This window comes from Thermorhabdus hydrogeniformans (genome assembly GCF_049310025.1).
In the GTDB taxonomy this organism is placed as follows: Bacteria; Bacillota; Thermosediminibacteria; order Thermosediminibacterales; family Tepidanaerobacteraceae; genus JBJYKD01.
On record NZ_JBJYKD010000011.1, the window covers coordinates 52,849 to 77,101 of the forward strand.

Genomic DNA, 24,253 nt, shown 5'->3' on the forward strand with positions numbered 1-24,253 from the left:
TGATATATAAAAGTGGTCAAAGAGAGAACCGTTTAAAAAACGGTTCTCTCTTTGCGTACAGAATCTGACTTTTGAAACAATAAAACATTTCAAGAATAAAATATTTTAGAGTGATATTCAAGGGGGAGTTCTATGAGTGAAGAAGAAAAAATGAATGGCAGGGGGGCGATGGAGGGACGGTTTGTCGAGGAGTCGTTAAGCCTCAATCTGTTTTGGTTAAGAATTATGAAAGAACACGCATTATTTTTAAGGCTTGGGCTTCCCTGTGATAAAAGAGATCTCATAGAAAGGGCCGGGCTTTTTGAATCGGCTTTTGAAAGACTTCTGGAAAGGGCCCAAAAGGCAATAGGGGGACCCGCCAGTGTAATCAGGGCTCTAAACGAGGAAAGCATACGATTGACTCAACAACTGACCGAATTTAAAACAGTACTGCTCCTGATGATGCTCCAGTGCCGGCTGGGAGGGTTTAACTATCCGCTCCTTATCGACCATATTAGAAGGGAAGCAATATATTTTATCAATAAATTGCAGAGGTTGCAGAGGAACGAATTTCCGGACCCGGTTTCAAACGTTTTATTTGAGGATGTTTTCTGGCTGAGAATAATGGCCGATCATTCAAAATTCATCAGACAGCTATTGGATCCTTCGGAAAGGCAATTTATCGAAACGGCCGACAACTTCAGCGAGAAATTTGACCGGCTTCGTTTCCAGGCGGAAGACTTCGAATCCTTCCTGAGCATCAATCCAATATTCGTTCCATCTCTTTCACGGTTTAACAACGACGTCATCAGGGCTTTAGCCCAACTCAGGGATTTTAAAGCTCAGGCCAGGGATCTGATAGCAGGGTGTGAAATTGTAAGCCTAATTCCGGAATTACTGGCGGACCATGTCCTGAGGGAGGCCGAGCGCGCCCTGGAAGTGTTGCGGAGAATAAAACCATAAATTTTAATATCCAGAGCGCCCGAGTTTTGCTTAAATGTGTTTCTGGGCACCGGAGAAAAACCATAGTAGATTTTTTTGTGTGTAGCCCTACCCCGCAGCGGGGAAGGTTTTTTTGTGTTACAAAATTAGTTTATATTCAGGGCATGGCCGGCAGGGCCTTGTCGAAGGCGGTGCTCAGAGCATGGATTATTTCTTTTCAAAGGAATTTTTTTGTGATAATATCGGACATGAGGTGTTTTTGATGATATATTTTGACAACGCCGCCACTACCTGGCCCAAACCCCGGGAAGTCCTTCGGGCCGTAGAGGACGCCATAAAGAATCACGGTTCAAACCCCGGCCGCAGCGGACACCGGATGGCCCTTGCCGCCGCCCGGCTGGTGTACGAGTCAAGAGAACTTATTGCTGAGTTTTTTAATGCCGAAAGCCCGGATAATATTGTTTTTACCCTGAACGCCACCGATGCAATAAATATGGCTTTGAAAGGCGTGCTGGAGCCCGGGGACCATGTGATAACCACATCCATGGAGCACAATTCCGTATCAAGGCCCCTTTTTGCTCTAAGGGGAAAGGGGGTTGAATGGGATGTGGTAAAATGCGGAAGAGACGGTTCGCTGGACCCCCGGGATATAGAAAAAGCCATAAAACCCAATACCCGCCTCATAGCCGTGACGCATGCCTCCAATGTGACGGGCACCATCATGCCCGTGGAAGAGGTGGGGAAGCTGGCGAGGGAAAAGGGGATCCTATTCCTGGTGGACGCCTCCCAGTCCGCCGGCGTGCTGCCAATCGATGTGCGGGAAATGAATATAGATCTTCTGGCCTTTTCCGGGCACAAGGGGCTCTACGGCCCCCAGGGCACCGGCGGCCTCTACGTGCGGAAAGGCGTGGATGTGAGACCTCTCAGGGAAGGCGGTACCGGCAGCTTTTCCGACGAGCTGGCCCAGCCGCAATTGCTTCCCGACAGGCTTGAAAGCGGCACGCTGAACACCCCCGGCATTGCGGGGCTTGCGGCGGGCGTGCGCTTTATAAAAGAAAAGGGCATAGAAAGCATCAGAGAACGCGAGGTAAAACTTACACGGAGATTTCTGGATGGATTGCAGGAAATGGAAGGAATCGAAGTATACGGTCCGGCCGAACCGGGAAGGCGCTGTGCGGTGGTCCCCATAAATTTAAAGGGGATGGATTCGTCGGAACTGGCGTATATCCTCGACAGCGCCTTTGGTATTGAAGTTCGTGCCGGTCTTCACTGCAGCCCCATGGCCCACAATACCCTGGGGACCGCGGACCGCGGTGCGGCGAGGTTCAGCTTTTCTGTTTTTAACACGGCAGAAGAAATCGACGAAGCTTTAAAAGCCCTGCAATCCATTGCGGAGAATTTCCGTACTTGAGTTTCCTGCGGTGGGTGGGATAAAGAGGCGAAACTTCCGGGAAACAGGGCGGGGAAATCATAAAATGCTTTGACGGGAGAGAGGAATTTGCTGGGAACTGTCATCAACGCGGCTGCCATAATTGTAGGGACGCTTCTTGGAAATTTTTTAAAAGGCCGGTTCTCTGAAAATGTCAGAGACACCGTTATGCAGGGCCTGAGTTTGACCGTTATGCTCATCGGCCTTTCCATGGCTATAAAGACCCAGAATCTGCTGGTGGTTACCATAAGCCTGGTGCTGGGGGGTATACTGGGCGAGGTCCTGGAACTGGAAGAACGCCTGAACATGCTGGGCAAGCGCCTTGAAGAGCGGTTCTCCAGAGGGGATGGGGATTTTACCAGGGCGTTCGTTTCCGCCAGCCTCATCTATTGCGTGGGTGCCATGGCAATAATGGGCGCCATACAGAGCGGGCTTACGGGAAATCACGGCATACTTCTCATAAAGTCCATACTGGACGGCGTATCGGCCGTGGTGTTTTCCTCCAGTATGGGGATAGGGGTGGCCTTTTCGGCATTGCCGGTTTTTTTATATCAGGGGAGCATTACTCTCGCCGCCGCCTTTGTAAAAGGATTTCTCACCGATGCCATCATTAAGGAGATGACGGCAACGGGCGGGCTGCTGATCTTCGGAATCGGCATAAACATGCTGGAAACCAATGTCAAAATAAAGGTGGGAAATTTACTACCCGCCATCTTCATAGCGGTCTTTTTGACCGCGCTTTTTCCACGCCTTCCCATATAAGCGATTCAGGCTTATTGCGGCCAATACACTGGGGGGATGAAAAATGACCGCTAATTACTATATTGCAGCGCTTAGCAATTTCCTGACAACCCATCTCGACAAGGTGCTGCTCGGTCTTACGGCATTGTCCTTATTCACCTTAATTGTATTTATTTCTGTCAACATAAAACTGGCGTCCATCTCCAGGAGATACAATGAGCTCATGACCGGAATGGATGGGAAAAATTTGGAGGCCTTATTGATTAATCATTTGAGCATGGTAAGAGATATGAGGGCCGAAGTCGATGAATTAAAGGAACAGGTTCGGCTTTTGGAGCAGGAAAGCCGGCTGGCGGTAAAAAAGATTTATTATAAAAGGTTTAACGCCTTTCCGGATGTGGGCAGCGATCTCAGCTTTTCGGTGGCGCTGCTGAATGAGGACAACACCGGCGTTCTCATTACGAGCATTTACGGAAGGGATGAAAACCGGGTATATCTTAAGCCCGTTGTGGGCGGCAACTCCAGTTACGCCCTCACTCCCGAAGAACGTGAGATCTTAAATTCTGCAAAAGCCGGTTAATTTTTACTTTCCAGGAGGATTTTTAACCGCTTTTGGAGAAATAAAAAAATAATGTATTTTTTGGGTGGTGGTGGAGGGGAGTGAAACCAAAAAGAGAAAAGGCTTTTACCGTAATGGTCGTACCTCACTCTGGAAAATCCATCTACTCGATTTCCGTGCCGGTGGTCCTCCTTAAAATCCTGGGGGGGCTGGTGGCGGGGATCGTAGCGGCTTTAGCCATATTTTCCATTTATTTTTCCGTTTCTTACAGGGAAATGAAGTCCAATGCCGAGGAACTGGCGGTCAAGACCCGGGATTACCAGGAACTGCAACGGCAGCTGGACTATTTTGTAAAAAAGACGCAGATGCTGGAAGAAAAGATGCATGGACTGGAAAAATTAGACAATGATCTGAGGAGTCTTTTAAAAAATGACCCGGCGCTAAAAAAAAACCTTAGTGCAATGGTGGCTGCAGAAAGCGCCAGAAGGCCGGTTCTTGCCAGCAGGGGCTCCATTGACCGGGAACAGGCCATAAAAAATCTTGAAAAACTTGAATCCGAACTGCCGGAGCGAGAAAAGAGCCTGAGAGAATTGAAGGAAGTTGTGATCCAGAGAAACAGGCGCCTGGCATGCACTCCTTCCATATGGCCCGTGGCGGGAAGTATAACATCAGATTTCGGCTACAGGCGTTCGCCCTTCGGGAGAAAGGCGGAATTTCACGATGGGATTGACATAGCGGCGCCATACGGAACTCCTGTAAGAGCGGCGGCCGACGGCATGGTGACATTTGCGGGATACCGCCCGGGTTACGGCAATGTGGTTACCATAAGCCACGGTTACGGCTTTGAGACATCCTATGGCCATAATTCAGAGATGCTGGTGAAACAGGGCCAGCAGGTTAAAAAAGGCCAGATAATAGCAAGAGTGGGGAACACGGGAAGAAGCACGGGGCCTCATACTCACTACATGGTCAAAGTAAACGGCGTGCTGAAAAATCCCGCCGATTTTTTGAACTGAGGAGGGAAAAGATGTTCGGAAAAAGAGATGAGGGATTACCCTTAAGCATGGATAAGGTGGATACCATAATAGGCAAAGGAACCGAATTTTCCGGCACGATAAAGACATCCGGGCTGCTGCGGATTGAAGGAAAGGTTGAAGGGGAAATAGTAAGCTCCGGAGATGTTGTCCTTGCCGAAGGCAGTGAAGTTAACGCAGAGCTTAAAGCCCGTCATTCGGTCATAGCCGGTACATACAGCGGCAATATAAGCCTGGAGGGCAAGCTGGAGATTAGGTCTACCGGAAAAGTTACGGGAGATGTCAGGGTAGCGGGCCTGGTCATCGAGGACGGGGCTCACTTCGACGGCAAGTGCGAGATGGATCTTAATAAAGGTCAGGAAAAAAACAACTTGAAGCTTATAAAAAATGATCAGAAGCTTGTAAATTAACCCAACCGAGAGTTGGGTTTTATTTTGCTGGATAGGGGCGAGGAATAATTCAGGCCACTTCCGAAGATAATAAAAATGGCGGAGGTGGTAAGATTGACCCGGGTGATAGCCCTGGAGGACGGATTGGAAGATATTGGTGAGTTTCTAAGGAGCCGGGGCTATATAACCGTGCCCTGGGGCCAGTCCAATACGGCGGTGGATGCGGTGGTCTATACCGGCAGGAAACTGGAAAATATCCACAGCACCGCTTATAACCGGGCTGCCGGTTCCCTGTCGGAGGATACCGGCGAATCCGCCCCGTACGGGGTATTGCTGGTAAACGCCCAGGACAGAACCCCAGAAGAGGTTTACCGAATCATTAAAGATCGAGTTTATGAGCATTTCATTTAGCCAAGGGGGTGAGGTGCAATTAAAAAAACCGTAGCGCTGGACGATTCCCTTTCCCCCCTGAAGAGGGCCCTGGAAAAAGAGGGGTACAAAATTACGCGGATGGGGGATGTAAAAGCCGACGCGATAATAGTAAGCGGTATAGACGACACTTTTATGGGAGGGGAGGATGTGACCCAGAATATCCCCGTCATAAACGCCCAGGGCAAGACGGCGGACCAGGTGCTGGATGAACTGCGAAGGAAACTGTGAACTGCAAAGGAAACTGTAAAAAGAGCCGGAGCGGCTCTTTTTTTTCCGGGAGCAAAAGTACCTGCTGCTAAGGTGCGCATTTTTTGTGTTATTTAAAGAAAACTTTTAATCCATTTAAAATTCCCGCCGATATTATATCCACCATCTTCATGACCACGTAAAGGCGGGTGTTCTGCAGCACGAAATATTCCATAAACCCGCCGACATTTACGATACCGGTGATGTGAAAATCGCCCACAGCCGGCAGGTCTTTGTTGACGCCCGCGCCGGGTTTTATGGCGCCGCGGGCGAGTTTGATGGTGCCCACGTTTTCCGACCGGCCCAGCGAGGCATCGACGGCGATAATAAAGGGGTTGTTATAAAGCTTCCGAATCTCATCCAGCACTTTGCCCAGGTTGCCCGCGTGCACAGGTTCTTCCAGGTTGCCCAAAACCTTCGCCTGGCGGCAGGTTTTTTTCAGCTTCTCGCCCACCAGGGGTCCGAGGGAGTCTCCCGTAGAGCGGTCGGTGCCTATGCAAAGGACAATGATTGGCGAAGAAGTGTAGGTCTCGCCTAAAAGCTTGGTAAAGTAATCGGTGAATACCTCCAGGGCATATGGATCGTCGACGTGCACCCTCAAATCCTTTTGCCTTAAAAGGGGGTTTCCTGATAGCATGGTGTTCCTCCCCGGAAAACTTTTATTAAAATTATATGTAATTCCATAATTTAGTATTCCATTAAATTATTTGTCATAGTTTTTGATTTTAATCATATTAATGTCCTGACCGGCAATTTTCCTGCAGGTGTTTTTATCAACATAAGCTGCCGGCCGGCATTTTGACTTCGGGGAGGGGTAAAATGCACTTCCGGGAGGAAATCAACCTGGGTTTTATATACATAGGCACTCTGGTTGGAGCGGGTTTTGCCTCAGGCCAGGAGATAATGAAATTTTTTACGGTATACGGGTGGTACGGTTTACTCGGTATATTTTTGGCCTGCCTTTTTTTCTTTGTGCTGGGCTATTTAATAATGAGCCGGGCCATAGGGATAGGGGCGTCTTCCATAAAAGACATACTTCTGCCTGCGGCGGGGGAGAAACTGGCGGCCTTTTTTGAAATCACCGTAGACCTTTTGTTGCTGGGAGGGTATTATATAATGGTGTCGGGGTGCGGGGCAGTGCTGTGGGAAAGCATGAAAATCCCATACCTGCCGGCGACAATGGCTATTTGTATGGTATGCGTACTCTGGCTGAAAAACGGCGTGCATGGGCTCGCGGAGTTTAACAGGGTTATTGTACCCGTCATGGTCATCCTTACGCTTTTCATAACCTTCTTTTCCCTAAAAAAACCCGGAGACTTCGGCAACATTCTCAACATACCGGTGCAGGCAGGGAATACCTGGTTTTTTTCGGCGGTCCTTTATGTCAGCTACAACATGGCTTCGGCTTCGGTGGTGCTGGCATCTCTGGGGACATATACCGGCCGGGTAAAGGCGGCCTTTGGTGCCGCATTGATAGCCTCAGCGGAATTTTTTATCATGGCGTCCGCCCTCTGGGTCCTGACCACGGTATATTTTTCCGAACTGGAGGGGGTTGAGATTCCTCTTATGGTGATAGCCCGCGGTGCCGGACCGGTTTTTTACTGGGCCTCGGTGGCTGTCCTGCTTTCAGCCATGCTCACCACGGCGCTCAGCTTTGGGTTTGCCTCTGCCATGGGTATATCCAGCAGATTTGGTATAAACTACAGTTGCGCTCTGTTGAGCCTCTTTGCAGGCCTGCCCTTTACCGGATACGGCTTTTCCCGGCTGATAGGAGTCGTTTATCCCCTTTTCGGAGTTGCAGGTATTTTTTTTGGGTTTTTGCTCGTGGCGAGGAGGTTTTTGAGCTTAAAGAGAGAATGATATAATATAATGATATGAGCGGAAAAACGATGCACCGGCAAAAACATAGCCGTATTTATATTCCGTATTTATCAAATATAAGGCTTTTGAAAGGAAGTAACCTGCATGGGGCGGGAACTGTTTATACAGGGCAAGAAAATGATGGACATGGGCCGGTACGAAGAGGCTAAAGAATTGTTTTTAAAATTACTGGCAGAGGACCCCGGCAACGCGGAAGCCCATAACAAACTGGGCGTAATCGCGGCCGGAGAAAAAAATTTCAACGAGGCGAGGAAATATTTTTTAAAGGCTATGGAACTGAAACCCGGCTTTTCTTCCGCCGCCAGCAACCTGGGCAATCTGTTCTTCGAGGCAGGAGACTTTGAGGCGGCCGAAGAATACTATAAAAAAGCCATAAACATGGACCCGGATAACCCCGTGCCGTACAACAACCTGGCGGTTATTTATAAAAATCAGGGGAAAATCGACCGGTTTGTAGACTTTTACAAAAAATCCGTAAGCCTTTCCACACGCCGGGGGATGGAGGATGGGCCGGCCGGCTCCGGCAGCCGGGCGGGAAATGGCTCCCGAATTATCTGGTGGATTGTGGGCATAATTTTGACGGTAATTGTTTTCAGCCTCTTTTGGGCGGGGTGATAAAATAATGCAGGGGAAAGTCTCCGCGGGGAATCTCGTATTCAGCGGCGTCTTGCTGGTGCTGGTCCTGGCGTTGATGCTCGTGACCGGTTCAAATCCCATAGGTTTTTCCCGGAACGCCGTTACCAGAGCCTGGAAGCCTGAGCGGGCTTTAGAGCTTCCGGGCCGCATGGCCCGGGCCGGCGAAAACGCCATTTTTCATCATGAGGGGAGCAGGCTGAGGAAGATAAACGAGGCCGGTGAGGTCTTTTGGGAAAAAAGCCTGGAAGGCGTAAAGCTCCTGTGGATGGGGCCGCAGGGCGCTGTGATTGCGGCCGGGAGGGGCCTTGAGATGTGGGACCCCGCCGGCGGTAAGGCCTTTGAAAAAGGCGACTTTTTAGAGGAGCCGGAGGTGTTGAGTTTCCGCGGGGACTTTTTGCTGGTGGCGGGGAAAAAGCAGGGGAAGGAGTATGCGGCCCTTTTGAACAGCAGGGGGACGGTGCTGTGGATTGTACCCCTGGAAGGCAGCGCAATTTCCGGAGAGCCGCTCCCGTCGGGATATTACACGGTTTTAAACATCCTGGACGAAGAGGTTTCCGGCAGAGCCGTGATGATAAATTCCTCCGGCTCGGTGCTGTGGGAATTTCCGGTTCCTTCCCTGTTTCTTGCGTTGAGACCGGCGGCGGGGGGAATTGCGGCCATTGCGGAGGATCGAATCCTGCGCCTGGATTTTGAAGGGCGTACGGTGTGGGAAAAAAGGCTGGAAGGGGCCGTATACCGTGGGGATATAGGAGACGACGGCTATATAGCGGCCGTGATAAGGGAAGCGGACGGGAAGTTGAGCGGCAGAACCGGATTAAAAATTTTGAATTTGGACCCCGAAGGCCGGCCCGTATGGTCCTACCGGCTGGACGATATCCCGCTTTTTGTGAAAAAGAGCGGAGATTTTACATACATTGCCGGAAATGAAAAAATGCTCATCCTTTCCCGGGAGGGATTATTGAAATCCACAGTGGAGCTCAAAGGAGCGCTGGAAATAGACGTAATTGACCCGTCGAGAATTATTGTGAATTTTGACGGCAAGAGCAGCCTTCTGAAGATTTCCGCGGGGAGGTAGTATTCCTGTTGAACTGGGTGGATATAGTATGCCTGGCAATTTTGTTAAAGAGCGCCGTGGAAGGTTTTTCCCGGGGTCTCATCCTGTCGGCCTTTAAGACGGCGGGGGTGATGGTGGGCCTGTATGTGGGGATTTTTTACCGGGACCCGGCCGTAGCATTTTTAAAGAGATATCTTAACCTGGAACAATCCCTGAGCGCTCTTCTCACAGGCCCCGTGGGTCCCGGCGGCACAACCCGGGCGGTGGGGGCGCTGGGGCTGTCCGGCCTGCTCGATATGGCCCAGGCAGCGGTGGGATTTTTCCTGGTTTTTGCGGCGGTGCAGCTGGCGTTTCTGGTGCCCGCATATTTTCTGGAAGGGATAGTGAAGATGTCCCGCCTCTCGGGGTTTAACCGGCTGCTGGGGCTTTTGTTCGGAGTCGCCCGGTCGGTGCTGGTGATTGCCATGGTCAGCGCGGTGCTTACGCCCTTTGTTATGGCCTGGCCCGGAAGCTGGCTGGAAAAAAGTTTAAGCGGTTCATATGTCCTCACGCACATGAAATTTTTGGATTTTATTTCGCCCGTTGTGGTAAAATTTATTTAAAACAACTACTTCGGGAGGAATAGTGATGAAGGTGTTTGTAGATGCCAGGGGGAAGAAGTGCCCGGAACCGGTTATAATGACGAAAAAGGCGCTGGATTCCATTGAAAGCGGTCGGGTGGTGACCCTGGTCGACAGCGAGGTCGCCAGAGACAATGTGAGTAAGCTTGTCAGGAGCCGGAATCTGCATTTTACTGTAGAGGAGAAAGATGGGAATTTTGAGATAACCATAGAAAAAGGCGCCGCACCCGCGGCGGCCGCGGCGCTGAATCAGGTGATCCGCCGTGAAAATTCGGCCAGCGGTGAGGATTATGTAATACTGGTGTCCAGGGATACCCTGGGAAGCGGCAATGAAGAACTGGGGAAGCTGCTTCTGAAAAACTATTTGTACGCCCTGAAGGATGCAACCCGCCTGCCTTCGGCCATGCTCTTTGTGAACAGCGGGGTGTTTTTGACCACCGAAGGGTCGGAAAGCGTCGATACCCTCAAAGAACTGGAGGCGAAGGGGGTGGAGGTGCTATCCTGCGGCACCTGCCTGGATTATTACCGCTTGAAGCAAAAGCTTGTGGTGGGGAAAGTCACCAATATGTTTGAAATAGTGGAAAAGACCACGGGAAAAAGGACCGTGAGCCTGTAAATCTGCGAGGGTGATATGTTGGCTGATATTATGGATGTATACAATAACATGGTGGATAATCTGCCGCCCTTTGCGGTGCCTGTAATCCGGGTACTGGTGGTGCTCCTGCTGGGGCTGTTGGCCATAAAAATCGGCGAGGGCCTTATCGACCGCATTTTTTTGATAAGGCCTTACGAAAAACTGCATTTAAATGAGAACAAGCGAAAAACCCTCACGAGCCTCCTGAAGAGCGTTATCCGCTATGTGACCTATTTCGTAATGCTCGTGAACATACTGGAGATCTTCGGCGTCAGGACGGCGTCTCTTCTCACCGCGGCGGGCATAGGGGGCCTGGCGGTGGGATTCGGAGCGCAGAGCCTGGTAAAGGACGTGATTTCCGGATTTTTCATAATCTTCGAAGACCAGTACAGTGTGGGGGATTACATCGAAACCGCAGGCGTCGGCGGTACCGTGGAGGAGCTGGGCATAAGGACTACCAGGCTCAGGGATTTCGGCGGGCAGCTCCACATCATCCCCAACGGGCAGATCACCCTGGTGACCAACCACTCCCGGGGAGCCATGAGGGCCATGGTACAGGTGAGCATCGCCTACGAGGAGGACCTGGACAGAACTTTGGATATCCTGGAGGAGGTCTGCCGGGAGGTAAAAGAAAAACGGGGTGATATCGTAGAAGGCCCCGCGGTGCTGGGGGTGACGGATATGGGGCCATCCGGCGTGGTGGTGACCATAGTGGCAAAGACCGTTCCCATGCAGCAGTGGAGCGTTGAAAGGGAGATAAGAAGGGCCGTTAAAGAACGCTTTGACAGAGAAGGCATAGAAATTCCCTATCCCAGGACCGTCTACATCAGGAAAAGCGTTGATGACAGGGAGGGAGACCTTTGAAGTTCCACATAGGTGATGTGGTGCAGATGAAAAAAAAACACCCGTGCGGCAGCGACCAGTGGGAAATCTGGCGCGTTGGCATGGATTTCGGCATAAAATGTTGCACGTGCGGCAGGAAGGTCATGATACCGAGACCCAAATTCGAAAAGTCGGTAAAAAAGATGGTTAAAAGCGCTGCGCCGGAAGAACTTGAAAAAGAGAATGATAAATGATATAATACGTCCGAGCATCTCTGCTCCAGCTCAGGCTGGGGCCATTCAGTCCGGGGAGGTGACATGCATGAGGGATTATGAGGTCCTCTACATTATCGAGCCCGAGTTGGAAGCCGACACCGTAAAGGGGCTGGTGGAAAAATTCAAAGGGCTCGTAGAAGAACAAGGCGGCACTGTCAAGGGAATTGACGAATGGGGCAAAAGGCGGCTGGCCTATCCCATTAATCACCGCCGCGAAGGCTATTATGTTCTCATGAACTTTAACGCAAATCCAGCCGTGGCCCAGGACCTTGACAGGGTATTGAAGATAACCGCCGGGATTATGAGACACCTCATTGTCAGAAACGAAAAATCGAGGTGAAGGTTTTGAACAAGGTATTTTTAATAGGCAGACTTACAAGGGACCCGGAACTCCGGTTTACTCCCGCCAACGGCGTGCCTGTAACCACCTTCACCCTTGCCGTAGATCGCCCTTTTTTAAATCAGAAGGGCGAGCGAGAGGCCGACTTTATTAAAATAGTTGTGTGGAGAAAACTGGCCGAAACCTGCGCCAACAACCTGAAAAAGGGCAGGCTGGCGGCTGTGAGCGGCAGGCTCCAGGTCAGGTCTTACGACAGTCAGGACGGGCAGCGCCGCTACGTAACCGAAGTGGTGGCCGATGAAGTCCAGTTTCTGGACAGGCCCAAAGCCGGCGGCGGAGAGTCCGAATTTGACAGCTTTGACAGCAGTTTCGAAAGCATGGATCCGGATATAAATTTCGATGAAGGGGTGGAAGGGGACGAGGTCCCCTTTTAACGAAAGGGAGTGAGAAAATTGAAGCCCAAGAAGGTTAAAAAGAAAAAGGTATGCAGCTTTTGCATGGATAAAATAGAAACCATCGACTATAAAGAGGTTAACCGGTTGAAAAAGTTCATAACGGAGCGAGGCAAGATCCTGCCCCGGCGCATAACCGGCAATTGCGCAAAGCACCAGAGACAGCTTACCACTGCGATAAAAAGGGCCAGAAATATCGCTCTGCTACCGTTTACAGCCGAATAGAGAGGGTCTTCCCTCTCTTTTTTTCAAATGAAGGAGGAGGCCAATGAAACCAATAAGCACCAGGTCTATGGTGGAGGGGGCTCTGCTCTCCGCTATAACCATCATCCTCAGCCTTTTTTCACTGTATGTGCCGGTCCTGGGGCTTGTGGCCAGCCTGGTCTGGCCGGTGCCCATAGTCATCCTCGGTATAAGGCACGGCCTCAGGACAAGCATCCTCTCCACGGCGGTAGCGGGCATACTGGTCGCCATGCTGGAAGGGCCCACCCAGGCATTCACCGTCGTACTGGGATTCGGATTTATAGGCGTCACCATGGGCTGGGCCATCGGGAAGGATTACCCTCCTCTAAAGGTTATGATCCTGGGCGGAGCCGCTTCTCTGGTATCCAAGGTGGTTCTCATCCTGATTTCCCTTTACATAATGGGCATAAACCCCCTTTCCGAGGAAATTTCCGCCATGCGCGAGTCCCTCTCCCTTATTTCACATATGTACAGAAGCATGGGGATGAACCCGGAAACCGTCAAATCCGTCACCGAAAGTTTCGGCAAGATGCTGGACCTTATGGCCCTGGCGATCCCGGGCATTCTGGTCCTCGCTTCGGTGCTGGACGCCTTTTTGAACTATCAGGTGACAAAAGTAATCCTATCCCGCCTGGGGCAAAAAATCCGGGACTTTACACCTTTCTGGCAATGGAGATTTCCCGCCTATTCGGTTTTCTTTTTCCTTGTGGGAGTACTCTTGACCATGCTGGAAGTTTACTGGCCCAGAGGGGTGCTGAAATTTATAGGCCTTAACCTCCAGGTGGTGTTTTACTTTGTTTTTTTGATAGAGGGTTTTTCGCTCATAGCGTATTTTATGGGAAGGTACAATATCGCAAAGCCCCTGCGGGTGCTGGTGGTCTTTCTGGTATTTTTCAATCCTTTCATATCTCAACTGGTAATCTGGGCGGGCATGTTCGACATACTGTTCAATTTCCGCCGCATTTGAAAGATAAATTTAACTTACGGTCCGGAGGAGTTTGTTGTGTCGGGACGCAAAGATATCAACATGCCGGGGCTGGCTTTAATCATCCTGGCCCTGGAAATTCTCGTTTTCGTTTTTGCCGGAAATATAAAAGTGGCCGTTGCCCTGGCGGCTGTTTTTGTACCGCTGCTGTTTGAAACGCTGGAAAGCTTCAGGAACAAAAAGCTGGAATGCAAACCTTTGCAGCCCTGCGATGCCTTTGCCCGGCAGACCTTCTGGAAAGAGGTATTTAACCTGATGCCGGCGGCGGTGGCCGTAATCGACGGGCAGGGGAAAATCCTCTGGGAGAACGAAGCCTTTGTGTCCATTTTTGAAGGCCGGCCGAGATCGGGAGACGTGCTCTCCGGCTTAATTCCTCCGGATCTGGTGCAAAAAATCTTGTCGGGTTCAGACATTGAAGAACTCAGGGTAAAGGACAGGGTTTTTTCCATAAAGAGCCGCTTTCTTGAAAAAAACAGCAAAAAAGGCGGCCGGGATTTTAGGGCGCTGTATTTCCAGGATATAACCCTGATTTACGATCTGGGCAGGAAATTGAATGATGAAAAGGCCGCGGTGCTTTACATCCAGGTGGACAACTTTGACGAAATAACGGCGGCCTGTCCGGACGAAAGCCGTCCGGAACTCCTTGCCAGAGTAGACAAAACCCTGAGCCAGTGGATACAGAATTACGACGGATTTATTAAAAAGTACGAAAGCGACAAGTTTGTGGCGATTCTGAGCCTCAAGAATTTCCGCCGGGTGGAGGAAACCAGGTTCAACATCCTGGAGGAGATCAAGGAAATTAAAGTCGGTGTTACCATGACCGTTACTTTGAGCATCGGGGCGGCTTTCGGGCAGGGTTCATTTTTGGAAATCAGCAAGAACGCCCAGAACGCCCTGGAACTTTGCCAGGGCCGCGGCGGAGACCAGGTGGTGGTAAAGGCCGAAGGCAAGACCTATTTTTACGGCGGCAAGGCCAAAGAGGTGGAAAAGTACAGCAGGGTGAGGGCCAGAGTCATAGCCCACGCCCTGAGGGACCTCATCGAGGAGTCTGACATGGTCCTGGTTCTCGGCCATGTGTTCCTGGATATGGATGCCCTGGGAGCCGGAGTGGGCATTGTAAGGGCCGCAAAAAGTCTGGGAAAGGCGGGGTACATCGTGCTTTCCCCGGAGCAAAGCCCATCGGTGGAATCCCTGCTGGAGCTGTTGTCAAAAGACGGGGAGCTGCGCGGGGAGTTTGTTCGGGAAGAAGCGGCGCTGGAAAAGGCAACCAGGAAGACTCTGGCGGTGGTGGTGGATACTCACAGGCCGTCTCTTTGTCTTTCGCAAAAAGTGCTGGAGAAGTCGGAAAGAGTGGTGGTGATAGACCATCACCGGAGGGGGGAGGAATTTATAGACAAAGCCCTGCTGGTGTACCTGGAGCCCTACGCCTCATCCACCAGTGAGATGGTGACCGAAATGCTGGAATACATGGGGGAAGAAATCAGGCTTTCCCCGCTGGAGGCTACGGCCCTGCTTTCGGGAATAGCGGTGGATACGCGGAATTTTGCCTTTAAGACGGGAGCCAGGACGTTTGAAGCCGCATCTTTCCTGAGGCGGCTGGGGGCGGACCCCACCACTGTCTATAAACTGTTCCAGGAGGACATGGACACGGTCAACGCCAGGGCCGAAGTCATCAAAAGAGCTCAGCCGGTGTTCGATCACATAGTCCTGTCGTATTATACGGAAAAGCCCAAGAACCCCACCCTTTCGGCGGCCCAGGCAGCCAACAGCCTTCTGGATATAAAGGGCGTGTACGCGTCGTTCGTGCTGGTGCCCACCGATGACGGCATATCCGTCAGCAGCAGGTCCCTGGGCAGCATAAACGTGCAGATGATTCTGGAGAAACTGGGAGGCGGCGGCCACATGACCGTTGCCGGCGCCCAGCTTAAAGACGTCACGATGGAACAGGCCATTGAAAAAGTAAAGCAGGCAATCTACGAATACGTTAAAGAGGGTGAAACATCATGAAGGTTATATTGCTGGCCGATGTAAAAAACCTTGGCAAAAAAGGGGAACTGGTGAACGTGGCGGAAGGCTACGCCCGGAATTACCTCATCCCCAGGAAACTGGCACAGCCTGCCACCGAAGGCAATATCAAACAGCTTGAGCAGGAAAGAGAAGCCCTGGAGCGGAAAAAAGCCCGGGAACTGAACCAGGCCCGGCAGCTTTCCCAAAAGCTTTCACAAATGAAGGTGACGTTAAAGGTAAAGGCCGGAGAGCAGGGCAAACTCTTCGGTTCCATTACCGCTAAGGATATCGCCGAAGCCATTAAAAGCCAGCTTGATGTGGAGGTTGACAAGCGGAAGATAGAACTGCATGAGCCCATCAAATCCCTTGGCGATTACGAGGTTACCATAAAACTTGCCCCGGAGGTTGAATCCAAAGTTTATGTTAAAATTTTAGAAGGGTGATTTTTATGGAAAACCTGAAAGTTCCGCCTTACAATCTGGAGGCCGAGCAATCGGTCCTGGGCTCCATGCTTCTTTCAAAAGACGCCATATTTGTGGCCTGCGAGCGGTTGAAAAGCGAGGATTTTTACAAAGAGGCCCATCGCAGGATTTTTGAGGTTATTGTGGAACTCAACGAAAACCGCGAACCGGTGGACCTCATAACGGTAGCCGAAGCCCTCCGCTCCAAAAAAATGCTGGAGCAGGTGGGAGGCGTAACTTACCTCACCGCCCTTACGGAGGCAGTGCCCACGGCGGCCAATGCGGCCCACTATTGCAAGATAGTCGAGGAAAAGGCGCTGCTGCGCAGGCTCATAAACACCGCATCCAACATCCTGTCCATGGCCTATGAGCCCAAAGGCGAGGTGGAGGAACTGCTGGACGAGGCCGAGCGCATGATTTTCGACATCGTCCAGAAGCGCCGGGTGGAGAGCTTTTACCACATTAAGGATATTCTCCTGTCCACGTTCGAACGCATAGAAGAACTGTACAATTCCGAAGGCGGCATCACGGGGGTGCCGACAGGCTTCCCGGACCTGGACGCCATGACATCGGGCCTGCAGCCTTCGGACCTCATTTTGATCGCGGCCAGGCCCAGTATGGGAAAAACCTCGTTCGCCCTGAACATCGCCGCCAACGCCGCCATCCGCTACAAGATACCGGTGGCCATTTTCAGCCTGGAGATGTCCAAGGAGCAGCTGGTGCAGAGGCTGCTCTGCTCCGAGTCCCATGTGGACAGCCACAAGCTGCGCACCGGCAGGCTGGACGAAGAAGACTGGCCGCGCCTGGCCCGGGCCATGGGCCCCCTATCGGAAGCACCCATTTACATCGACGACACGCCGGGCATATCCAGCCTGGAACTTCGCGCCAAAGCCCGACGACTGAAGGCCGAAAAAGGCCTGGGTCTCATATTGATAGACTACCTCCAGCTCATGACCGGTAGAAACGGCGCCGAAAACCGCCAACAGGAGATTTCCGAGGTTTCGAGGTCTTTAAAAGCCCTTGCCAGGGAGCTCTCGGTGCCGGTGGTGGCCCTGTCCCAGCTCTCCCGGGCGCCGGAGGTGAGGGCCGACCACAGACCCATACTCAGCGACCTCAGGGAATCGGGCAGCCAGGAGCAGGATTCTGACCTGGTGGCATTCCTGTACCGGGACGATTATTACAACCCCGATACCGAAAAGAAGAACATTGCCGAAGTCATCATCGCCAAGCAGAGAAACGGCCCTACGGGCACCGTGGAACTCGTTTGGCTTTCCAAATACACCAAATTTGCCAGCATTGAAAAATACCGCAGGCAGGAGCAGGCCGGTTGACGGTAACCGGCTCCACTCCTGCCATATTCGGCGCCGGAGGAGTTTTTCGGCATTTTTCTGACGGGATTACCTCGCGCCGGGAAAAATCTTTCCCTTGAGAAAGGGGCCCCTGCTATGATGGGACTTGACACTTTAAAGAAGTTTTCCATATTTTCCGGCCTGCCGGAGGAGGACCTGCGCAAAATCCAGGGTCTTATCTTCACCGGCGATTACAGGAAGGGCACGGTGATATTCTTTGAAGGCGAACCGGGGGAAGCGGTGTATTTTATAAAATCAGGCAAGGTAAAACTGTACAAATGCGACGAGGAGGGCCGGGAATATATACTCAATATTTTTCAGGACGGCGATGTGATAGCCGAGGCTGTGCTCTTCGGCGGCGGCCCTTATCCGGCTACCGCCGAGGCCGTCGAAGATTCCACCGTATGCGTGATAAAAAACCGGGACCTTGAAGATTTGATCAGAAAAAACCCTGAAATTGCTTTGAGGGTGATTAAAATTATGTCGGCGCGGCTCCGCGAGTCCAAGGAACAGATAAGGAACCTGGCTTTCCGGGATACTTATGACAGGACCGCCTGTATGCTGCACAAGATCTGTCTGGACTACGGGCAGAAGACCCCGCGGGGCATAGAAGTGGAACTGCCTTTTACCCGCCAGGAGCTGGCCGCCCTCGTGGGAACTTCCCGCGAAACGGTGACGCGGGTTTTGAGCAGCATGAAAAAGGAAGGGATAATCGACATAGACAGGCAGAAAATCGTGGTTTTAAACGAGAAAAAACTCATGAGGTGCATGAGGGCATAGGCGCAGCGGCATCCCCTTTACCGGCGGCTTCCGTTCAGCTTCAGCATGGAGGTTTGTTTCGGCACGCGCCGGGGCTGCCTTCATAGATAGCAGCACATAAATTACGGGATTTTTTTTAACTCACCCAGCAAAATGTCCGACACCTCGTGGATAAGTTGGTTTTTTACTGTCCTGAGCAGCAACATATCGCCGGCTTTCAACAGCCGGGGTATTTTTTTTGGGAAGGCCGCCGGCCGGTGGTTGTCCAGGACGGTTTTCATAAACTCTTCAAAGCCGTATATTTTAAATCTCCGGGCACCGCCGCGTGATGCCGCTCTTTCCAGGATTCCGAGGAGTATATCCCTGTACGATGCCCGGTCGCCCAGATCCAGCAGGTCGGAAAGCCGCGGGACGACCTTTTCAAAAAGAAGCCTCCTGTACGGAATGTTCAAGGAAAATCCCAGCACCCGGGCCATCTTTACAACAGCGCTTTGGCTCAAGTTTAAAAATATGTTAAAACAGTAATCCTCTGATAAACCCCCTGCATCTATATAATAGTCACGCCCCAAGTAACCCCTGAACACCCTCAGGGTGTCGTAGTACCCGAGATTCAGGTTTTTCCGGGCCCTTTCGGTTGAAAAGTCCAGCGTGCCGCCGAGGTCTTCGGAAGGGTTTACTGTGATTATATTAAGACCCCTTTTGTTTACCCTCCTTGTCCGCCCCATTCCGTAAAGTCTGACCACGATTATATCCCTGTAGCCTTTTTCCGTCAGCAACTTTACCGGCAGATTATCGAAAAAACCTCCGTCTATGAAAAGTTTTCCGTCTATTTTCTCCAGTTTAAAAAACGGCAGATTGGCGCTGGCGATAAGGTAGTCCACCAGCCTGCCCGCCGGTATGTCTTCTATATAGAGCTCCAGGGGTTTGAAATCCGTCAGGGACACCGTTATTATTCCGAAATCCCTGCCCGAATTCCTGATTTTTTCTTCGGAAACGCACCGCTGCAGAAGCTGCCTTAACGGCGAAATGTCGATTCCCTTTTCCTTGAAAATCTCCCTGACGGCCCTGAGCAGGGCGTGAAAGTTCTCGGGAAAACCGTTCAGTTCACGTAACTTCTCCAGTGTGTCGTCTTCCAGCTTCATTATCCGGGAATAGGATATGTTATACCATATATCGTAAGCCTTTTCCAGGTCATCCTGCACCACCATGGCGCCGTTTAAAGCCCCCACCGAGGTCCCGGCTACCCCCCGGATCTCTATTCCCAGTTCGGCCAGTGCTTTCCAGGCACCTATCTGGTACGCCCCCCTGGCTCCGCCGCCCTCCAGAACGAGTCCGTACAATTAAGATCCTCCTCCGAAGTAAATTAAAACATTTTTTTAATTCCATTATACCGATATATTAAACTGCGGTAAAACAATTTATGCAGCGGCCGGACTCAAAAAAACCGTTCAATTGAGACAAAACCCCATCCAAAAACCGGCGCCCGGCGCGGTAGTTCCCATGATCCTTCAAATCCGGTGGAAGCTTCTAAATGATTTTTTTTGATAATTTTTTTTAAGACGGCAGGATTTTTTTATTTTATGTAGTATTATAAAAATTATAAAAGGTATCCCGGATGCCGGATACTGTTAAAATGTAACAGTGCAATTTCTTGGCAATACCGATTTAATACAGCCCGGGGCCTGCCCAACAATTGTTCAGAATGAAATAACAGCTTGCAGAATTCGCAGAATAATAAATAACTGCAGACAGAGGTGAAACAATTGAACGGTGCACTGGAATCATTTAATATTTCAAATTTGAAGCCCATCAGGGAACTGATATACGAACACATCCGCCAGGCCATATTCAACGGAGATCTCAAGGCCGGCGACAGGCTGGTGGAGAAGGAACTGGCGGAAACAATGAGGGTCAGCAGGACTCCCATTCGTGAGGCCCTGCGCAAGCTGGAGGCCGAAGGTCTCATCAAGCACGTGCCCCGCAAGGGAGTAGTGGTAAAAGGATTTTCAAGGGAGGATATAATAGAGATTTATTCCATCCGCCAGGCCCTGGAGGCTCTGGCCATAACCTACACGGTAAAAAACATTACTCAGGAAGAGATAAAAAAGCTCCGGGAATTGATAGAGAAGATGGAGGAATTAACCGAAAAGGACGATACCGTCAATCTATTCAACACCTCCCAGGAGTTTAACGAAATTATTTTTAAATCCTGCAGGATGCCCAGGCTCATAAACCTAATCAGCACCTACCAGGAATACCTGGAACGTTTCAGGGTTGTAACCATGGGCAGCAGGGAAAGAAAAATTGAAGCATTAAAAGATCATAAGGAAATACTGCAGGCCATAATCGACAGAGATGAGGAAAGAGCCGAAAAACTGGTAAGAAGGCACCTCCAGGGGGCGCTGGACGCCTACCTTAAAACCTTCGGGCAAAAAAACAATAAAGCCCGCGCTGGCTTTCTCAGGAAAGACGATTGAAAAAGAAACTGTTAAAAGAGACCTGCCGGCCGGCCTTATTTTCTTCCTTGGGTCGGAGTTTTAAAAATCATCATTTATGAGTTCATCTTTTTTAAATTCAAACGGCATCCCGTATACATTAATGAATATTTTTTCAAATTATAAAATTTAATTTATAACAATTTAAGGGAGGGATCGAATGGGAAAGAATCCAGCTTAAAAATTATATCTATTTTCGGGAACTTTGGGGAAACCCACATGGGTGCTGCCCGGCGGTATAGTCTGCTCATGAATATCTTGCGCCTTGGAGTCGGTAAAGATAGTCCTTGGAACTTAGAGTTAAGGAGGGATCAGATGGAGTAAAACACAGGCTTTAAAATTAATCAACAACCAGATATCCGTCATTGAAAAGTTATAAGGGAGGGTGAAAATGATGAGCAAATCAAAAAATTGGATAGCTCTGACCTGTATTTTTGTAGTTCTTATAATGACTTTAGTTCTTGGCGGCTGTTCCTCGCAAAAATCCGGTGAAGGCCAGCAAAGCGGCCAACCTCAAGAGCAGAGAGTGGATTACCCCACAAAGCCCTTCGAGTTTGTAGCACCGGCAGGCCCGGGCAGTGGATGGGACACGACTATAAGGCTTGTAGCGAAGACCCTGGGCGAAAAGAACATAGTTAACCAGCCTATGCCTGTAATCAACAAGCCCGGCGGAGGCGGCGGCGTAGCTCTGGCTTATATGCAGGAGAAAAAAGGTAACCCCTATGAAATAGTTGTATATTCACCGCCCCTTCTTCTAATAAATCTTACAGGCCAGACTCAGTTGAGCTATAAAAACTTAACTCCTCTTGCCATGCTGATAAACGATTTCGGTGCTTTTGCGGTTCCGAAGAATTCTCCTTACAAAACCATTAATGATGTCATGGAAGCCTTGAAGAAAGATCCGAAGAGCGTAAAAATCGGTGGAACTTCCTCTCCGGGCAGTATGGACCACATCCAGTTCTTACAGGCTGCTAAAGCCGCCGGAGTTCAGGATATTAAAAACATCCAGTACGTATCATTCCAGGGCGGTGAAGGTCTGGCTGCGTTGATGGGAGGCCATGTGGATTTACTCACAACAGGTATGGCTGAGACCGTGGGCCCCATGCAAAGTGGAGATGTAAAAGTGCTCGCCGTTACTGCTCCTGAAAGGATAAAGGATGGCCCTCTGGCAAATGTACCGACCCTTAAAGAACAGGGGATAGAAACCGCCTTTATCAATTGGAGAGGACTTTTCGGCCCTCCCGATATGCCCGACTATGCTGTAAAATACTGGGCCGACGCCCTGTCTAAGATGTCTCAGACACCGGAGTGGGATGAGGTATGTAAGAAAAATGGCTGGACCAAGGTATACATGGGGCCCGATGAATTCAAGCAGTTCCTTGATAAGACCAATGAAGAGTACAAAACTCTGCTTCAGGATGTAGGTCTATATAAAGGACAGTAATATTTAATTTGATGTCCATGGAGCGGTCTGCCGCTCCATGGACAGAATCAGGAGTGTGGTTATATGAATCCAAATGTCATAGTAGGCATGGTGGCAACCATTATAGGTATTATTTACTCCATCCAGGCCCTCAGCCTCCCCAAGGCCACCATAGGTAATCCCTGGGCCCCCGTATATTTCCCCCTGGCTTTGGGGATTCTTATGGCTGCTCTGGGAGTTGTGATGATTGCAGTAGAAGTGTTGAGGGGAAATACAAGGCTTCAGGCCGGGGCCAAAGCTCCGAAAGATAAAAGTTATATTATTCTTATAATAGGGACCATCATCATCTGTGTTGTCTACGCAGCTGTTTTCAATATCGTGGGGTTTATCATTTCCACCCTGTTTTTCCTGGGTGGCATGCTGTTCCTGGTCAATGGCTCCAAGGCCTGGCTGACAAATACCGTCATCACCGTGGTTTTCACGTTTGCCGTTTGGTATGCCTTTGAAAAGATCTTAATGATCAGTTTGCCGTAGAGGTGATATTATGGACGTTATAACGAATTTATTGCATGGTTTTTCTGTGGCCTTGACTCCAGTAAATATCGTCTGGCTGATTATTGGGGCCATTTTAGGTACTGTACTGGGAATGCTTCCGGGCATAGGCCCCTCCACCGGAGTGGCTCTGCTTTTGCCCCTAACCTTTGCCATGAATCCGGCCACAGCCCTTATCGCCATGTGCGCCATTTATTATGGGGCCATGTTCGGCGGGTCGAGAAGCTCCATTCTCTTGAATGTGCCCGGCGATGGCGCGGCTGTAGCCTCATGCTTTGACGGTTACCCCATGGCCCAGAACGGCCAGGCGGAAGCGGCACTGGCCATTTCAGCCATAGCATCCTTTATCGGCGGTATGATTTCAACAATAGCGTTTGTTTTTATGGCCCTGCCCATGGCGAGGTTTGCCCTGAAATTCGGGCCGCCGGAATATTTCACCCTGATGGTTTTTGCTCTGGCAGCCACGGCTTCCATTTCCAAAGAAGCGTTATTGAAAGGTATAATTTCCATGCTCTTCGGCTTGATGTTGACCACCGTGGGGATAGATCTCCAGTCCGGTGTCCAAAGGTTCACCTTTGGTATACAAGATCTGCAGACGGGGATAGACTTTGTGGTGGTCATCATAGGGATATACGGAATATCCGAGGTGTTTAAAAACTTTGAAGGCATAAAGGTATCCGGCGCCAAACCCATCCAGTCGAAATTCGGCAGGATATGGATAACTCTGGAGCAGTGGAAAAGAAGTATAATACCAATCCTGAGGGAAACACCTGTGGGGTTTTTGGTGGGAGTTCTGCCGGGAGCCGGGGGGACCATCGCTGCCATGATGGCATATAACAATGAAAAACAATTATCCAAGGAACCGGAGCGCTTCGGAAAGGGCGCTATAGAAGGTCTGGCGGCGCCGGAGGCCGCCAACAACGCTGCTTCCGTAGGAGCTCTTATCCCCATGATGACACTGGGCGTCCCGGGCTCGGGCACCACGGCGATTATGTTGGGCGCTCTTTTAATCCTGGGCCTTCAACCCGGGCCGCTGCTCTTTGAGCAGCATCCGGATGTGGCCTGGGGTGTTATCGCCAGTATGTTCTTAGGAAATGTGGTATGTGCCATTATAAACCTGCCGCTTGCCGGATTGCTGGTCAGAGTTTTGTCGGTACCTCCTAAGATTTTATACCCTATGATAGTAGCCTTGGCCTTTATGGGTGTATATACTATCAACTTCAGCATAGTAGATTTTTACCTGCTGGTCATCCTGGGCGTTGTCGGATACTTTATGAAGAAATTTAAAGTGCCGGCGGCTCCGCTGATCCTGGCCGTAGTCGTAGGACAGTCCATGGAACAATCCTTCAGGCAATCACTGATGCTTTCTGACGGCAGTCTTGCTATATTCTTCAGATCCGGTATTTCCGTGACACTTCTGATACTGGCGGCAATTTCTTTAGTTAATAAGCGCTTGGTTTAAACCCACGGGCTTTCAGCCCGTAGATCCTTTCAGGACTTGCAGATACTTCAGT

The 24,253-nt window shown here is 50.5% G+C and carries 29 protein-coding genes; 27 read left to right on the forward strand and 2 right to left on the reverse strand.

The features are described from left to right. The first annotated feature begins 132 nt into the window (after window positions 1-132). From ACKX14_RS07600 to ACKX14_RS07635, 8 genes are all read left to right on the forward strand, one after another. Window positions 133-942: a DUF2935 domain-containing protein gene (locus tag ACKX14_RS07600; protein ID WP_422446273.1), complete on the forward strand. Its 810-nt coding sequence runs from the start codon at window positions 133-135 to the stop codon at window positions 940-942. A 241-nt stretch (window positions 943-1,183) separates the two neighbouring features. Further along, entirely contained in the window at window positions 1,184-2,332 is a 1,149-nt protein-coding gene (locus tag ACKX14_RS07605) for an aminotransferase class V-fold PLP-dependent enzyme (protein WP_422446275.1), read from the forward strand. 87 nt (window positions 2,333-2,419) lie between these two features. After that, complete coding sequence (locus tag ACKX14_RS07610) at window positions 2,420-3,112, forward strand: DUF554 domain-containing protein (protein ID WP_422446277.1); 693 nt, start codon at window positions 2,420-2,422, stop codon at window positions 3,110-3,112. A 43-nt stretch (window positions 3,113-3,155) separates the two neighbouring features. Continuing rightward, a complete protein-coding gene (locus ACKX14_RS07615; protein ID WP_422446279.1) occupies window positions 3,156-3,671 on the forward strand; it encodes a DUF4446 family protein in 516 nt (171 codons plus the stop codon). Window positions 3,672-3,751: 80 nt separating this feature from the next. Continuing rightward, the gene (locus tag ACKX14_RS07620; RefSeq protein WP_422446281.1) at window positions 3,752-4,666 is read left to right on the forward strand and encodes a M23 family metallopeptidase; all 915 of its coding nucleotides are present in this window, start codon (window positions 3,752-3,754) and stop codon (window positions 4,664-4,666) included. 11 nt (window positions 4,667-4,677) lie between these two features. Further along, window positions 4,678-5,094, forward strand: coding sequence for a bactofilin family protein (locus tag ACKX14_RS07625; protein ID WP_422446283.1), 417 nt, complete (start codon window positions 4,678-4,680; stop codon window positions 5,092-5,094). 75 nt (window positions 5,095-5,169) lie between these two features. Further along, the gene (locus tag ACKX14_RS07630; RefSeq protein WP_422446285.1) at window positions 5,170-5,484 is read left to right on the forward strand and encodes a YkuS family protein; all 315 of its coding nucleotides are present in this window, start codon (window positions 5,170-5,172) and stop codon (window positions 5,482-5,484) included. Between the two features lie 36 nt (window positions 5,485-5,520). Next, window positions 5,521-5,733 carry a YkuS family protein gene (locus ACKX14_RS07635; RefSeq protein WP_422446323.1) on the forward strand — a complete coding sequence of 71 codons (213 nt, stop codon included), beginning with the start codon at window positions 5,521-5,523 and terminating at the stop codon, window positions 5,731-5,733. Window positions 5,734-5,821: 88 nt separating this feature from the next. Here the strand turns inward: ACKX14_RS07635 and yyaC are convergent, their stop codons facing one another. Continuing rightward, a complete protein-coding gene (gene yyaC, locus ACKX14_RS07640) occupies window positions 5,822-6,388 on the reverse strand; it encodes a spore protease YyaC (RefSeq protein ID WP_422446287.1) in 567 nt (188 codons plus the stop codon). Between the two features lie 182 nt (window positions 6,389-6,570). On the opposite strand from yyaC, the gene ACKX14_RS07645 reads away from it, so the two are divergent. The 15 genes from ACKX14_RS07645 to ACKX14_RS07715 all read left to right on the forward strand — a co-directional run bounded on the left by ACKX14_RS07645 (window position 6,571) and on the right by ACKX14_RS07715 (window position 18,290). Further along, a complete protein-coding gene (locus ACKX14_RS07645; RefSeq protein WP_422446289.1) occupies window positions 6,571-7,611 on the forward strand; it encodes a YkvI family membrane protein in 1,041 nt (346 codons plus the stop codon). 105 nt (window positions 7,612-7,716) lie between these two features. Beyond that, window positions 7,717-8,247: a tetratricopeptide repeat protein gene (locus ACKX14_RS07650; protein ID WP_422446291.1), complete on the forward strand. Its 531-nt coding sequence runs from the start codon at window positions 7,717-7,719 to the stop codon at window positions 8,245-8,247. Window positions 8,248-8,254: 7 nt separating this feature from the next. Beyond that, a complete protein-coding gene (locus ACKX14_RS07655; protein WP_422446293.1) occupies window positions 8,255-9,343 on the forward strand; it encodes a hypothetical protein in 1,089 nt (362 codons plus the stop codon). Between the two features lie 17 nt (window positions 9,344-9,360). Then, window positions 9,361-9,924 carry a CvpA family protein gene (locus ACKX14_RS07660; RefSeq protein ID WP_422446324.1) on the forward strand — a complete coding sequence of 188 codons (564 nt, stop codon included), beginning with the start codon at window positions 9,361-9,363 and terminating at the stop codon, window positions 9,922-9,924. A gap of 25 nt (window positions 9,925-9,949) precedes the next feature. Beyond that, a complete protein-coding gene (yedF, locus tag ACKX14_RS07665; RefSeq protein WP_422446295.1) occupies window positions 9,950-10,558 on the forward strand; it encodes a sulfurtransferase-like selenium metabolism protein YedF in 609 nt (202 codons plus the stop codon). A gap of 15 nt (window positions 10,559-10,573) precedes the next feature. After that, window positions 10,574-11,440, forward strand: a complete 867-nt coding sequence (locus tag ACKX14_RS07670) for a mechanosensitive ion channel family protein (protein WP_422446297.1) — start codon at window positions 10,574-10,576, stop codon at window positions 11,438-11,440. 26 nt (window positions 11,441-11,466) lie between these two features. Beyond that, window positions 11,467-11,652: a DUF951 domain-containing protein gene (locus ACKX14_RS07675; protein ID WP_422446326.1), complete on the forward strand. Its 186-nt coding sequence runs from the start codon at window positions 11,467-11,469 to the stop codon at window positions 11,650-11,652. A gap of 67 nt (window positions 11,653-11,719) precedes the next feature. Further along, entirely contained in the window at window positions 11,720-12,013 is a 294-nt protein-coding gene (rpsF, locus tag ACKX14_RS07680; RefSeq protein ID WP_422446299.1) for a 30S ribosomal protein S6, read from the forward strand. 5 nt (window positions 12,014-12,018) lie between these two features. Beyond that, window positions 12,019-12,447, forward strand: a complete 429-nt coding sequence (locus ACKX14_RS07685) for a single-stranded DNA-binding protein (RefSeq protein ID WP_422446301.1) — start codon at window positions 12,019-12,021, stop codon at window positions 12,445-12,447. 18 nt (window positions 12,448-12,465) lie between these two features. Then, the gene (rpsR, locus tag ACKX14_RS07690; protein WP_422446303.1) at window positions 12,466-12,690 is read left to right on the forward strand and encodes a 30S ribosomal protein S18; all 225 of its coding nucleotides are present in this window, start codon (window positions 12,466-12,468) and stop codon (window positions 12,688-12,690) included. A gap of 43 nt (window positions 12,691-12,733) precedes the next feature. Then, window positions 12,734-13,675, forward strand: a complete 942-nt coding sequence (locus ACKX14_RS07695) for a YybS family protein (RefSeq protein ID WP_422446305.1) — start codon at window positions 12,734-12,736, stop codon at window positions 13,673-13,675. A 36-nt stretch (window positions 13,676-13,711) separates the two neighbouring features. After that, complete coding sequence (locus ACKX14_RS07700; protein WP_422446307.1) at window positions 13,712-15,700, forward strand: DHH family phosphoesterase; 1,989 nt, start codon at window positions 13,712-13,714, stop codon at window positions 15,698-15,700. Next, window positions 15,697-16,143 (forward strand): 50S ribosomal protein L9, encoded by a 447-nt coding sequence (rplI, locus tag ACKX14_RS07705; RefSeq protein WP_422446309.1) that lies wholly within the window; start codon window positions 15,697-15,699, stop codon window positions 16,141-16,143. The genes ACKX14_RS07700 and rplI overlap by 4 nt, the downstream gene beginning before the upstream one ends. A gap of 5 nt (window positions 16,144-16,148) precedes the next feature. Then, window positions 16,149-17,492 carry a replicative DNA helicase gene (dnaB, locus tag ACKX14_RS07710; protein WP_422446311.1) on the forward strand — a complete coding sequence of 448 codons (1,344 nt, stop codon included), beginning with the start codon at window positions 16,149-16,151 and terminating at the stop codon, window positions 17,490-17,492. 114 nt (window positions 17,493-17,606) lie between these two features. Further along, entirely contained in the window at window positions 17,607-18,290 is a 684-nt protein-coding gene (locus ACKX14_RS07715; RefSeq protein ID WP_422446313.1) for a Crp/Fnr family transcriptional regulator, read from the forward strand. Between the two features lie 101 nt (window positions 18,291-18,391). On the opposite strand, the gene ACKX14_RS07720 is transcribed toward ACKX14_RS07715, so the two are convergent. Then, window positions 18,392-19,609, reverse strand: coding sequence for a patatin-like phospholipase family protein (locus ACKX14_RS07720; protein WP_422446315.1), 1,218 nt, complete (start codon window positions 19,607-19,609; stop codon window positions 18,392-18,394). A 423-nt stretch (window positions 19,610-20,032) separates the two neighbouring features. Here ACKX14_RS07720 and ACKX14_RS07725 point away from each other — a divergent pair, with 423 nt between their 5' ends. From ACKX14_RS07725 to ACKX14_RS07740, 4 genes are all read left to right on the forward strand, one after another. Continuing rightward, complete coding sequence (locus tag ACKX14_RS07725) at window positions 20,033-20,746, forward strand: GntR family transcriptional regulator (RefSeq protein WP_422446317.1); 714 nt, start codon at window positions 20,033-20,035, stop codon at window positions 20,744-20,746. Window positions 20,747-21,158: 412 nt separating this feature from the next. Further along, complete coding sequence (locus tag ACKX14_RS07730) at window positions 21,159-22,208, forward strand: tripartite tricarboxylate transporter substrate binding protein (RefSeq protein WP_422446328.1); 1,050 nt, start codon at window positions 21,159-21,161, stop codon at window positions 22,206-22,208. Between the two features lie 63 nt (window positions 22,209-22,271). Then, window positions 22,272-22,721 carry a tripartite tricarboxylate transporter TctB family protein gene (locus tag ACKX14_RS07735; RefSeq protein ID WP_422446319.1) on the forward strand — a complete coding sequence of 150 codons (450 nt, stop codon included), beginning with the start codon at window positions 22,272-22,274 and terminating at the stop codon, window positions 22,719-22,721. A gap of 10 nt (window positions 22,722-22,731) precedes the next feature. After that, the gene (locus ACKX14_RS07740) at window positions 22,732-24,201 is read left to right on the forward strand and encodes a tripartite tricarboxylate transporter permease (RefSeq protein ID WP_422446321.1); all 1,470 of its coding nucleotides are present in this window, start codon (window positions 22,732-22,734) and stop codon (window positions 24,199-24,201) included. Window positions 24,202-24,253: the final 52 nt, after the last annotated feature.